The organism is Wocania arenilitoris (genome assembly GCF_021728535.1).
Lineage (GTDB): Bacteria > Bacteroidota > Bacteroidia > Flavobacteriales > Flavobacteriaceae > Wocania_A > Wocania_A arenilitoris.
The window spans coordinates 97,950-111,103 of sequence record NZ_JAKKDU010000013.1 but is presented as its reverse complement, the minus strand read 5'-3'; the positions used below and the strand labels follow the sequence as shown (position 1 = coordinate 111,103).

The window sequence follows — 13,154 nt, the reverse complement described above, 5'->3', positions numbered from 1 at the left end:
AGTTTGTTGTTTGCGAAGTGTTTCAAGCGTAGAAACAGATTCTTGTATTGTAAATTCTTTCGGTTTTGCCATAGTGAAAGATACTAAAATATAACGACTTTTACTATTTAAAATGGTATAAATTGCTATAAATAATATTTTGTATTTTTGTTTGCCACTATAGATTTTATTGGGTCAAGCTCCATGATGCATACCATCTTTGATAGTCATTGCCTCAGTTGGCTGATTGAATCCAATGTTTTCTTTTTGTAACGTTTTTTATGTATTGCCAAACCTTAAATAAGAATTAAGAACAACAGAACTTACAAGATTTCGCCTGCGGCTCTCCAACTTCTTAGACTACTACTTTTTTTCAATAGCATCTTCAGCTTGAATTTTTGGCGCTTTAAAAATAACTTGTTCTCTAGCCGATAAACTAGATTCTGGTTGTCCATCATTACCATTATCCATATAAGATGCCATTAAAACATATATGCCTTTATTTTTACTACCAATGTGCTTGTTAAATGTAATAGTACCTTTTAATGGTAACAATTTTGTTGCAGTCTTGTTTGGTTTTAACGATAAAATATATTTAACCATTTTATCAACTTCATTTGGTTTTAATTGTGGGTGCGCAGACATCATAGTTTCTCCCCAAACACCGCTTCCACCTTTAATAATTTTACCGATTAAATAACTCGCATCTTTTAATGTGTATTTATTAGCAATTTCAATGTAAGTCGGCCCATTTACCTTTTCTTTTTCGGCATGACATGCTTTACAATCACTTCTATCAATAAGTTTTTTGCCTTCTGGCACCGTATTTTGCTGATGTCCAATGGTAGCTTTTATTAAGTCGCTACCTTCAGGGATATAATCTAAAGTAACTTTTACTTTACTGGCATCGATAACATTATTTTCAGTACTTCCATCTTGTTTATCATTAACAATGATATTATAATTTATTTTTTTATTATCCCAATACGTTTTATTATTTGGCTCAATTTGAATGCTTATTTCTGGAGGATCATTACCTACCAAAATTTTAGTTTCTGCAGTACTGGTTTTACCCTTTGTATCGGTTGCTTTTACTCTAACTGTATACGTTCCTGATTCTTTAAAAGTGAATGATGGGTTTATTTCTGTTGATTGTACTTCATCATTTGTAAAAGACCATGCGTAAGTTAGTTTGTCATTATCATAATCAATAGATTCTGAGGCAGAAAATTGAATAGTTAACGGAGTTGCTCCAACTATTTTATCTGCTGTAATTTTAGCAATAGGTGATCTGTTTCCTCTTGTATATGATATTTTATTTAAGCGTGCGTCTAAGTTTTGAGAATTCCATTTTTGTCCATATTCTAAAACATAAAGGTTGCCATCAGAACCAAAAATCATATCCATAGGATGTGAAAATTCTGTTGATGGCATAAAAGGGTCTGCTTTTTTATAATTATAATTTTCATCTAGTGTAACAACATAAATCCAATCTCTCATCCACTCATAAACAATAAGTTTGTCTTCAAAATACTCTGGAAAAGCTTTGTCATTTGCTTTAGGGAAATTTGAAGCATGAAAAATAGGTCCAGCCATGGGGTTTACACCACCAACGCCTAACCAAGGAAATTCTTCCGATTTATCATAAGAGTACCAAATTAGAGATTTTTGTGCAACAGGTAATTCCTTTAATCCTGTATTGTTTGGAGAATTATTAATTAAATGTTCAGGGTCGAATTTGGAACCTGATTGTTGCGTTGTAAAATTATAGTCGTTATAAACTTGGTTGTTACCTCTAGTATAAGGCCAACCCCAAAAGCCAGCTTTTCTAGCTTGGTCGAATTCACCCATTCCTTTGGGACCTCTATTTGGGTTATCTTTACCTGAATCTGGGCCAACATCGCCCCAATAGAGATACCCCGTTTTACTATCAATTGATGATCTAAACGGATTTCTACAGCCCATTACATAAATTTCTGGTCTTGTGTTTGGAGTGCCTTCTGGGAATAAATTGCCTTTAGGAATAGAATATGTACCATCGTCTTCAGGCTTTATTCTTAATATTTTTCCGCGTAAATCATTCGTGTTAGCAGCCGATTTTTGGGCATCCCAAAGTGCTCGTCCTTCGCGTTCGTCAATTGGTGCAAAACCAGAAGATTCAAAAGGGTTTGTGTTATCGCCTAGAGTAATAAATAAGTTTCCTTTAGGTCCAAACTCTAAGGCTCCTCCACTGTGGCAACACTCTCTTATAGTTGGAATTTTAAGTAGTATTTTTTCAGATTCTAAATCTAGTTTTTTATCAATTAAATTAAAACGCGACACATATTGCAGCGGTTCATCACCAGGTGGAGAATAAAACAAATAAATCCAATGATTGGTTTTGTAGTTAGGGTCTACAGCTAAACCCAATAACCCATCTTCGTTACCGTAAAATATATCAAGTTGCGCTATAGTTTCGGTCTGTTCTATTTTAAAATCAAATAATTTTAAGGCACCTCTACGTTCAATAAATAATATACCTTGGTCTGGTAGCTCATCCAATTCCATAGGTTCGTTTAAATTAAAATCTAAAACTTGCTTTACAAATCGATTTTCCGTAGGCACACGATCAGATGTTGCTTTACTATAATTTAAATTATTGTCACCAATAGCATATTTAATACCACCTAACAAATGTTTTACAAAAGTTGAATTTTCAAAAGTTTCTTTTGTATGACCCATTTCGGTATAAAACGCACGGCCACCATCAAAATTATGATACCATGAAATGGGATGATTATCGCCATTTGTCCCACCTTCATAACTTGTTTCGTCTATGGTAATTAGCACGTTAACTTCAGTATTTATACTTTTAAAATTATACCATTCATCAGACTTTATCCAAGTATTATCAAGATGTTTTGTCGATTCGTGTGTTTTGTTAAGCACATTTAAAGTCGCTTCTTGTATGCGCGGATGTCCTTCAAAATATGCCCCTACAAGTTTGTTGTACCATGGCCACTCATACTCAGTATCAGTAGCAGCGTGCACACCCACAAAACCACCTCCTGATTGAATATAACGCTCAAAATCTGCTTGTTGCTCATGGTTTAAAATATCACCAGTAGTGTTTAAAAAAACAACGGTAGAGAAATGTTTTAAGGAATCTTCAACAAAATACAATGAATCTTCAGTAGTAACCACTTTAAAATTATTTTCTTTACCCAGTTTTTTTATTGCATTTATTCCAGCTTCAATTGAGCCATGCCTGAAACCATTAGTTTTACTAAATACCAGTATTTTCTCTTCTTTTTTACTACATGATGCTACCATAATACATATCATGAACGCCGAAATAAACTTTGTAAAACTAGGTTTCATTTTAATTAATTTTTTATTGGTTGTATTAAAAACTATAATTTAATTTTATTAATGCTCTTCTGCGTAAAACAGGAAAAACTACAAAACTAGTATCTGGGTTTGCTGCTATAAACTCTGATGTTGCACCATTTGCATTAGCGCCAAAACTATTAGCACCAAAAAAATTGGCTAATCCTTCCGAGTTAAATAGGTTGGTAACTAGTATATCTGTTGATAAATTTTTACTAATTTGATATCCAGCACCCGCATTAAAAATACTATAAGCAGGAAGCTTAAACCCATTAGAAACATTGCCATAACGCTTACCCATAAATTGCCATTTTATAAATGCAGAAAGTTTATCTTTTTGATATTCATTACTAAGATTGAACATTAATTTAGGGTTAAATGATAAAGTGTTCCCTGAAAAATCTGTAATGCTATCATCGCTAGTATCAACCGAACCTGCAGCATCATAAACCTTCCAGTCTGTAGCTTTTGGGTTTTGGATGATGCCATTAAAACGAAAGGTAAAATTTTGAATTGGAGCATATACGCTTTCCCACTCTAAACCAATCGTTCTAGATGTGTTGAACTGAATAGGTGTATAAAAGATACTATTATTACCAGAATCAAATTCAAAATTAGCGATGCCAATATCTTTAAGTTGACTCCAAAAGAAGGTGCTTGTAAATGAAAAATCAGTCAGATTATATTTTAAGCCTAATTCAGCTTGATTTATTTTTTGTATTTCACCTTTTTGGTTAATAGGCACGTTTGAAAAATTGTTGAAATAGTAGTTTAATTCTGGAGCTTTATTTCCTTTTGAAAATCTTGCAAACAAAGCGGCTTCCTCATCAATTTTAAAGTTAATTCCTCCCGAAAAAGATAGGTAATTATAGTTATAATTAAAATTATCGCGTTCACCAGTTGGGGCTAAAATTCCATTATCGTATGCAGTATTATCATTTCCGTCTAAACCACCATTTTGTGTAAACGGCGCAAAACGATCTTTGCTGCCTTTATGTTTAATAGTTTCGTAACGTAAACCTAAATCTAAATGAACATTATTGGAAATCTTCCATCTATCATTAATAAAAGTAGCTATTTGGCTTACTTTGGCTCTTGAATTTACAAAAAATAAACCACCATAATTACTAATTCCATTAGAGTCTGATAACTGAATTATAGGATCTCCTGGGTTTTCAAGAGTTACACGAAGCATTCTAGGGTTGGGTTCGTATGTTACAAAACCAAAGCTTCCTTGAGTGAATAGAGAAGTATCAGAAAACCCCAAAGCAAAACCTGTTGTAATGTTATGGTTTTCTAATTTTTTTTGAAGTGTAAATTCATTCATCCACTCATCAGCTTTATTGTCTTTATACCAAGCCGATGTTCCCATGATGGCATCATTTGGTAAATTGCCTTGTGTTAAATATTGAATAGGGTCGCCTCCCAAAATACCACTGTTATTAACTCTGGCTAATTCAGAACCCGATTGTACATCTCTAAAAACAACTTGTCCAATAGGAAAACTAGCACCACTAATAAAATAGGATAGTGGGTTGTTTAAAGACACAAAAGCATTACTTATTGAAGTTTGCCAATTGGCATCTTTAGCAGAGAATTTTATATTATTTTTTAGCAGCCAATTATTTCCTAAATTTTGCGAAATATCAAAGCCAAAAGCTAAATCTTTGGCATGCACACCTTGCGATGGGTTAAAGCTATTTGTTGCACCTTGGGCAAGGTTTCGTCCGTCAGGAATATTAGCATTAAAACTTGGCATTAATAAAGAGGTTGATTTAAAATCTTGCCCAAATGCCGGTGTTGGATTATTCCAGTTTGTTGCCGCAACGCCAGTATACCTATTGGTTTTGTCGTTTAGTAGCTTGCCATAAAACTTAAGATAGCCATTAGAATTCTTTTTAACAACATTGAATTTAAATTGCCCACCTTTGCTAAAAGGAAAATCTGTGTTTCTTGCACCATCGTCATGTCTGTAATGTCCACCAGCATTAAAAAACCAATTATGGCCTAATGTGCCACCAATGTTTGCATCAATTTTATATAAGGCGTTGCCTTCTCCTTGAAAACCGTTCGTTAGTTGAATATCGCCACCAAAGTCATTTCGAATACCTTGCGAAATAAAATTATAAATACCACCAGGCGCATTAAGTGCTGTTATTGATGAACTTCCACCTCTAATAGCTTCTACTTTTTTAGTGGTTAAGTCTAAGCGATGGAAGATATCTGGACTATAGTAAGAATGTTGTACAAGACTAACCGGTAATCCATCTTCTTGTAGCGATACATAATACCAACCTGTATCGTCTTCTGCAGAAGCAGAAATACCTCGTGTGTAAACTTTTGTGAATACTTCACCTGCAGATGCATCAGTAAATGTGCCAGGGATGTTTTGAAGTAAATTTGCGGTTCCTTGTGGATAAACTTGTTGTATGGCTTTATCATTCAAAGTACTAATAGATGTGCTAGATTCTAAGGATGTTCTAGAGTCAAAAGTACCAGTAACTACAATGGTTTGTAAGCTTAATAAATCATCTTCTAAAACAAAAGAAAGGGTTATGTTTTTTTTAGCTATTTCAATAGACTTCTTAATAGTTTTGTAGCCTAAATGTGAAATTGATATTATGTAATTTCCATCTGGTATATTTTGTAAATTAAAAATGCCACTGGCATTTGTTGTAGTTGAATAGTTATTAGGATTTAAAATAATGCTAACGCCTTCTAAAGCATTGCCATTAGTATTTTTTACTTCTCCGGTAATATTATTTTGAGAAAAAATAGGGTTGAAAAAAGTGCTTGCTATTGTAAAAACAAAAAGCAATAAAATTTTGTTCATATTTTGATTAGATGTTGATTGAGTTTTTAAATTTAAGCTTTGCTTCTCATTTGAGAAAATAGAACGGTAAGTATTTTAAAAATGGTTATTATTTACTGTTTTTTTAATTGAAATATAACAGCAAAAGCGGCCATTAAAAGGCCAATAAACTCTCTGGTGCCTTCTAAATATGGTTTTTCGTAAACCATTTCTCCAAAAAGTTCTTCTTTATTATCAGTTTGTAAATATTCAATAAATAAAGAAAAATGAAATGCTGAATATATTAATAGTGAAATACTAACTATAAGGATTATTAATCTAGGAATATTTGTAAAATTATTTAGTAGGCATATTAAAGCTACGCTCAAGTAAATAACAAACCATAAAACTCCATCAGGATCATTAAGTTGTAGATAAGCAAAAGCAGCAAAAATTATAAATAAAATGTAATTAATGTTTTTTTTTGACTTGCTTGCTTGATTAGTATTCATTATTTTTTTAGAATTTAAACTATTTTAAAAAATCATCACTGGTTTTATAGGCATTAATTACTGCTCTTTCTCCATTTTTTCCTTTTCTAGAATTACCATGTTCCATACCTAAAACACCTGTAAATCCTTTATCATAAATATGTTTAAACACATTTTTATAATTTATTTCTCCTGTTGTTGGTTCTTTTCTTCCAGGATTATCACCTATCTGGAAATAGGCTATTTCATCCCATGTAAGGTCTATGTTTCTAATAATATGCCCTTCTGTTTTTTGAAGATGATATATGTCATAGAGGATTTTACACGCTGGACTATTTACCCCTTTGCAAATCATATAGGTTTGATCTGATCTTTGTAAGTACAAATCTGGTGAATCAGACAATGGCTCTAGAACCATTGTTAACCCATGAGGTTCAAATATTTCGACTCCTCTTCGTAATGCTTCAATTACATTCGCATCTTGAATTCCTATTGGTAAATTTCTTTGGTAACCACCAGGAACAACAGTCATCCATTTTGCGTTTACACGTTTTGCAACTTCAACAGCTCTTTTGCACCCATCTAAAAAAATATCAACATGCTCTTTTTTACCGGCAGCCAGTGTATTTGCCATGTTTCCGCCTTTATCAACAACAAAAACACCCATAGTCATATTGCGTTTAGCAAGTGTTTCACCAATTTTGTTCTGCATAGAAATGTCTCTTTTCATCATGCCATTATCTTCAAAAGCAGTAAATCCTTCGTCTGCCATAAAGTTTAATTGGTCTATCAAGTCATTTCCTGAAAGATTTTTAAACATGCCAAAATGTGGTGCGTATTTTAAATTAAAATTATGTTTACTCATAAAGTTGTTTTTTTTGTTGTTAAGCGTATTCATTCCATGTAAACCAAAAGATATAAATGAAGCTGTAGCAGCTCCTTTTTTAATGAATGATCTTCTTTTCATATCTATAGTCTTTATAATTAGCAGCCTTAATTATGAAAAATTAGTAAACCCAGGTACAGGAATCGGATAATTCCCGTTTGCATCCTTATTAACTGGTGCTAGAGAGTCCCAAGTTAAAGTGTCTTCATCTGGGACCAGTTTTAAGTCAGTTGCCATAGCTTCATCCCAAGTTATCATTTTTCCAGAATACGTCGCCATTCTACCTAATATGGCTGTCATCGTACTTTTTGCGCCATACTCTGTATCATTAATAACTTCTCCATTTCTTATTGATTTAAACAATCGATTATGCTCAATTTGATAAGGATTCAAATCATTTTCACTATTGTGTCTATAGATTTCCTTACCATCATAAGATTTTAATTCAGCATTACTTCCGCCATCAGTATAAGAAGTTCCTAATGTGCCTTGAAATGTTTCAGAAACACGATTCATACAGCCTTTTTGATGTCTACATTGACTACTAATCACTGCTCCATTGGCATAGGTGAATTCAACAAAATGATGATCAAAAATTTGCCCGTGGTCTTTTCCTTTTCGAACTTCACGTCCTCCCATACCTTGTGCTTTAATTGGGTAATCTCCAATAAACCAGTTGGCAACATCAATATTATGGATGTGCTGTTCTAAAATATGATCACCACACAGCCAATTAAAATAATACCAGTTTCTCATTTGATATTCAATTTCTGTTTGAGACGCTTCTCTAGGTCTTACCCAAACACCTGCTGAATTCCAATATACTTGTCCAGAAACTATATTTCCTATTTCTCCATTTTTAATTCGGCTATAGGTAGCTTCATAACTTGGTTGGTAGTGTCGTTGTAAACCAACCACTACATTTAATTTTTTTGCTTGAGCTACTTTTGCCGCCTCTAATACTTTTTTGATGCCTACTACATCTGTAGCTACAGGTTTCTCCATAAACACATGTTTTCCTTGAGAAACTGCATATTCAAAATGTTGAGGTCTAAAACCTGGAGGTGTTGTTAAAATAACAACATCTGCAGCGTCAATTGCTTTTTTATAAGACCCAAATCCAACAAATTTATGAGAGGCTTTTACCTTAATTCTATCCTCTCCAAATATTTTATTGAATCTTTTGTAAGCATCTTCTAATCTATCTTCAAAAGCATCAGCCATGGCTACTAATACAGTGTTGTTATCTGCTTTAAGGGCTTGTACAACAGCTCCTGATCCACGTCCTCCACAGCCAACTACAGCTATTTTTAATTTTTTAGCGGTATGTGCTAAGGGAGTTGCACCTAATAATGAAGGTGCTAGAATAATACCTCCTGCTGCTAACGACGATCCTTTTACAAAGTGGCGTCTACTTAATTTGTTGTTTTTTTGTTCCATGGTCTTATGTTTTTTTTAGTTTAGGCCGTAATCTTCTATAGCGTTAAGCCAATATGTTTTTATTTCTTCTTTTGATGGTTGAGCTTTGGGTCTAACCACACGAAAACCAACAAAAGGTGCATTAGTATGCCACCAATCACTTTTTGGAATTTGAGGATCTCTTCTTTTCCATTTTTGTTTAGATTGACCTCTAGCTGTGCAACATAATTTGTCTTTTGTATCTTTCCACGAGCCTCCTCGTACAACTCTAGGGTATAATTCTGTTGGTTTATTCCAAGGGTTTACTTTAGGCGATGATTTATAAAAATTGGTATCATATTGGTCCATAACCCATTCAGATACATTGCCTAATAAATCATGTATTCCTAAACTGTTTGCTTCTTTTAGCCCAGTTTTTTCATATTTGTTATTTGTGTTTTCATCATACCAAGCCACATTTTTTAAATTGCTAGTCTTATCTGTTTTGCCTTTTTTACACACGTATTCCCACTCTGCTTCAGTGGGTAATCTATAAAATACACCAGTTTTTGAGGTTAACCATTTGCAATACATAATGGCTGCATATTGGGTCATATTTACAGCGGGAGCAGTTCCTTTTCCCATATTAAAACTCATATCGACATATGGCGGAGTTGCTCCTGAGACAGCGTCAATCCCTAATTCATTTAGTGCTTTAATGTCTTTGAATTTTTCTGGACCAAATTCTCCAAAAACGAAGGTGTCATATTGCTCCCAATTGATTTCATATTTGCCCATCCAAAAATCACCAACGTTTACTTCATGGCTTGGTTTTTCATCATCATTCCTAGTAGAGTCATCAGCATTTACACCCATTAAAAATGTACCACCTTTTACTGCTACCATTTCAATAGTAATAATTTCTCCCTTTAAATCTTGGGTATAGTTATTAAAACCTTGTGCAACTAGTAGTTGACTTTTTAATAGTAATAAAAAAGCTAAACCTAATTTTATAAAATAGTTTAATTTCATTTTTTGTAGATAGTTATAATTCTAGTATTTCTATATTTTTAAATTCAACTGGGTGGCTTTCACTTTGTAAAGAAATATAACCTTTTTTTAGAGGTGTTCCTTCTATTTTTTTCCAGTAAGCTTCGTTATAATCAACTGAACCACCAATTTGAAGTTTTGTGTAAGTAAGCACATTTTCTCCATTAATAAAATGCTTTATAATAGAATCGTTTCTAACTTCAACTTCTACATTTACCCATTGATCTCCATTATAGGTTTTAGATTTAGAACTAACACAATGTGGGGTAAATAATTCATCATTCATCACTACGTTGGTTCCTGGAGTGCATAAATTGCCTGTTGGTCGATTGCCACTTCCAAGGCCTCCTAATAGTTGTACTTCAATTGAAACAGGGAATTTTTGGTTTAAGCCAATATTTTTAGGGTCTTCACAATGAACCATTATACCGCTATTTCTGGTTGCCCATCCTGCACCATCTTTTAATTGTTCTCCAATAAAACGATACTGCATTCTGAATTTATAATTAGAAAACTCTTTGTTATAATAAATATGGCCATAGGATTCATTAAAGGAGTCATTATATTCATCATAATTAACTTTTAGTATCTCATTTTCTATAACAAAAGTGTTCTTGTAATTTACCCCTAATGGTTGTCCTTTTATTTTGATTGTCCAATCATTTAAATCTTTACCATTAAATAATTTTACCCAATTTTCCTTTTTTTGGGTTTCATCTTTTTTCTTTTCTTGATTTTTACAGTTAAATAAAAGAATTGTACAAAAAGTAATAATTATAATATTATAATTTGTAACCATTTTTTTATTTATTATAAAGACCATGCTTTTCCTCCTGTCGCTTCGTTTACTGTAATACAACCTTTTTGGTATCCTGGAACAGGATCGTAAGCTAAAACATTTTCTCCAATATGCTCACTTATTGTGTAAGCATTAATAGTCATCCATTTAATAGTATTTAGTAAATTGGATATTGACATAGGTTGGTTCTTTTCTCTTTGAGGTTCCTTTAATACCATATGTTTATCTAAAAGAAGTTTGTATTGATCTTCTGAAACTTTATTGATATTTTTATTAAAATCAGATTTAATAATATTGATTAATTTTTGAAATGCTTTTTTTATGTTTTTTTGATCTTCTAACTCTGTAACTTCATTTAAATATTTATCAATAAACTGAGGCACATTAACTTCAGAAGCTGAAGGTGTATTAGTTTTTGGGATAATGACATCTGTAATTGCCTTTAAAATGATGCTTTCTTCCAATGTTAAAAATATAGGTTGCCATGTGTTAGTTTCATCATTACAACTTTGTAAAAAGCTAACAAGTGCTGGAGTTGCAAAAACAATTCCAGACCCTAGTCCTAGTTTTTTTAAAGCATTTCTTCTATTCATTTTTACTATGTGTTAGATTTTTTTAAAATTTTCGGTAGCATGATTAGCGGCTCTTGCGGTAAATGCCATATAAGTAAGTGATGGATTTTGGCATCCAGACGACGTCATAAAAGACCCGTCAGTCACATATACATTTTTACAAGCGTGTATTTGATTATATTTATTAAGTACTGAGGTTTTAGGATCGTGTCCCATTCTGGCAGTACCCATTTCATGTATACCTAATCCCATAGCTCGTTTTTTTGAGTTATCATATCCTGTTACATTTTTGTAACCAGCAGCTTTTAGCATATTTATGGCTTGATTTTTCATGTCTTCTCTCATAGCCAGTTCATTTTCGCCAAAATCGGCATCAAAGGTTACTGTTGGTAAACCCCATTCATCTTTTTTGCTATAATCAAGAAACATTTTGTTGTTATGATTTGGTAGAGTTTCTCCAAAGCCTGATAATCCAATCGTCCAAGGTCCTGGTTTTAAGATTTCTTCTTTTAATTCTGGCCCATATTTTAATTCGGCAACTAATTCACTTAAGTTTCCTCTTGTAGCACCTCCTTGATAACCATAACCTCTTTTGAATTTTTTGGTATTAGTTTTGCCTCCAATGTTTTTAAAACGTGGTATGTAAATTCCGTTTGGCCTTCTGCCTTTATAATATTTATCATCAAAGCCATCAACTTTTGCTGTGGCTCCTACATGAAAGTGATGGTCCATAATGTTATGTCCTAATTCGCCACTATCATTGCCTAATCCATTAGGGAAACGTTTTGATTTTGATTGTAATAAAATTGAAGCTGAAGCTATTGCAGAGGCACATAAAAAAATAATTTTTGCATTATATGTAACAGTTTCTTTGGTTTCAGCATCTATCACTTTAACACCAGTAGCTTTTTTTAATGTGTCATCATATATTATTTCGTGAACGATAGAATTGGGTCTTAAAGTCATATTTCCAGTTGCTTCGGCAGCAGGTAGTGTTGATGAGTTACTACTAAAATAAGCTCCAAAAGGACATCCCCTCATACATCTACTTCTAAATTGGCACGTGCTTCTTCCAGCACCTGGTTTTGTGCCTTCAGTTATATGTGCTGTTCTTCCAATTGTAAGAAGTCTGTCGTCAAAATTTTCTGCAATTTTTTGTTTTAAATGTTTTTCGACACAATTAAGCTCCATTGGTTTTAAAAACTCACTATCAGGTAATTGTTTAAGTCCTAATTTTTCACCACTTACTCCAATGTGTTTTTCAACATAACTGTACCAGGGTGCAATATCTTTATATCTTACAGGCCAATCTATAGCGATATCTTCTTTTTTATTAGCTTCAAAATCAATATCACTTAACCTGTAACTTTGTCTGCCCCACATAAGAGAGCGCCCACCAACATGGTATCCCCTAATCCAATCAAACCGCCTTACTTCATTGTACGGGTGTTTTAAATCATCAACAAAGTAGTGTTGACGCGCTTCGTGCATAATATAATTACCTGAGCGGTTTTGTTTTGGCTTTCGCTCCAAGGTTTTTCTTGTTGGTTGCCCACCATTTGGCAAGTCCCAAGGATCTAAATGTGCGGTATGATAATCTTCAACATGCTTAACCATTTTACCGCGTTCTAGAACTAAGGTTTTTAATCCTTTTTCACAAAGTTCTTTGGCTGCCCAACCACCTGTAATTCCTGTTCCTATAACAATGGCGTCATAAGATTCAAGGTTTTTTGTTATTTCTGCTTTTTCCATATAAAACGCTTTGAAGTATTATTTAACTATAAAACTAACTTTAGGGTAAATGTGTAATAATTTTTTT

General features: G+C 33.1%; 9 protein-coding genes. All 9 read right to left on the bottom strand.

Annotated features, from left to right (window positions below; all coding sequences use genetic code 11):
- Nucleotides 1-342 precede the first annotated feature (342 nt).
- A complete protein-coding gene (locus tag L3X37_RS11705; protein ID WP_237240359.1) occupies nucleotides 343-3,339 on the bottom strand; it encodes a ThuA domain-containing protein in 2,997 nt (998 codons plus the stop codon).
- 25 nt (nucleotides 3,340-3,364) lie between these two features.
- On the bottom strand, nucleotides 3,365-6,181 hold the full coding sequence (locus tag L3X37_RS11700) for a TonB-dependent receptor (protein WP_237240358.1): 2,817 nt from the start codon (nucleotides 6,179-6,181) through the stop codon (nucleotides 3,365-3,367).
- Nucleotides 6,182-6,273: 92 nt separating this feature from the next.
- Nucleotides 6,274-6,651, bottom strand: coding sequence for a transmembrane 220 family protein (locus tag L3X37_RS11695; protein ID WP_237240357.1), 378 nt, complete (start codon nucleotides 6,649-6,651; stop codon nucleotides 6,274-6,276).
- A gap of 19 nt (nucleotides 6,652-6,670) precedes the next feature.
- On the bottom strand, nucleotides 6,671-7,597 hold the full coding sequence (locus tag L3X37_RS11690) for a hydroxypyruvate isomerase family protein (protein ID WP_237240356.1): 927 nt from the start codon (nucleotides 7,595-7,597) through the stop codon (nucleotides 6,671-6,673).
- Nucleotides 7,598-7,627: 30 nt separating this feature from the next.
- Entirely contained in the window at nucleotides 7,628-8,956 is a 1,329-nt protein-coding gene (locus L3X37_RS11685; protein WP_237240355.1) for a Gfo/Idh/MocA family protein, read from the bottom strand.
- 15 nt (nucleotides 8,957-8,971) lie between these two features.
- Entirely contained in the window at nucleotides 8,972-9,946 is a 975-nt protein-coding gene (locus tag L3X37_RS11680; RefSeq protein ID WP_237240354.1) for a formylglycine-generating enzyme family protein, read from the bottom strand.
- A 13-nt stretch (nucleotides 9,947-9,959) separates the two neighbouring features.
- The gene (locus L3X37_RS11675) at nucleotides 9,960-10,763 is read right to left on the bottom strand and encodes a 3-keto-disaccharide hydrolase (RefSeq protein WP_237240353.1); all 804 of its coding nucleotides are present in this window, start codon (nucleotides 10,761-10,763) and stop codon (nucleotides 9,960-9,962) included.
- A gap of 11 nt (nucleotides 10,764-10,774) precedes the next feature.
- Complete coding sequence (locus tag L3X37_RS11670; protein WP_237240352.1) at nucleotides 10,775-11,356, bottom strand: gluconate 2-dehydrogenase subunit 3 family protein; 582 nt, start codon at nucleotides 11,354-11,356, stop codon at nucleotides 10,775-10,777.
- A 12-nt stretch (nucleotides 11,357-11,368) separates the two neighbouring features.
- Nucleotides 11,369-13,087 carry a GMC oxidoreductase gene (locus L3X37_RS11665; RefSeq protein WP_237240351.1) on the bottom strand — a complete coding sequence of 573 codons (1,719 nt, stop codon included), beginning with the start codon at nucleotides 13,085-13,087 and terminating at the stop codon, nucleotides 11,369-11,371.
- Nucleotides 13,088-13,154 lie beyond the last annotated feature (67 nt).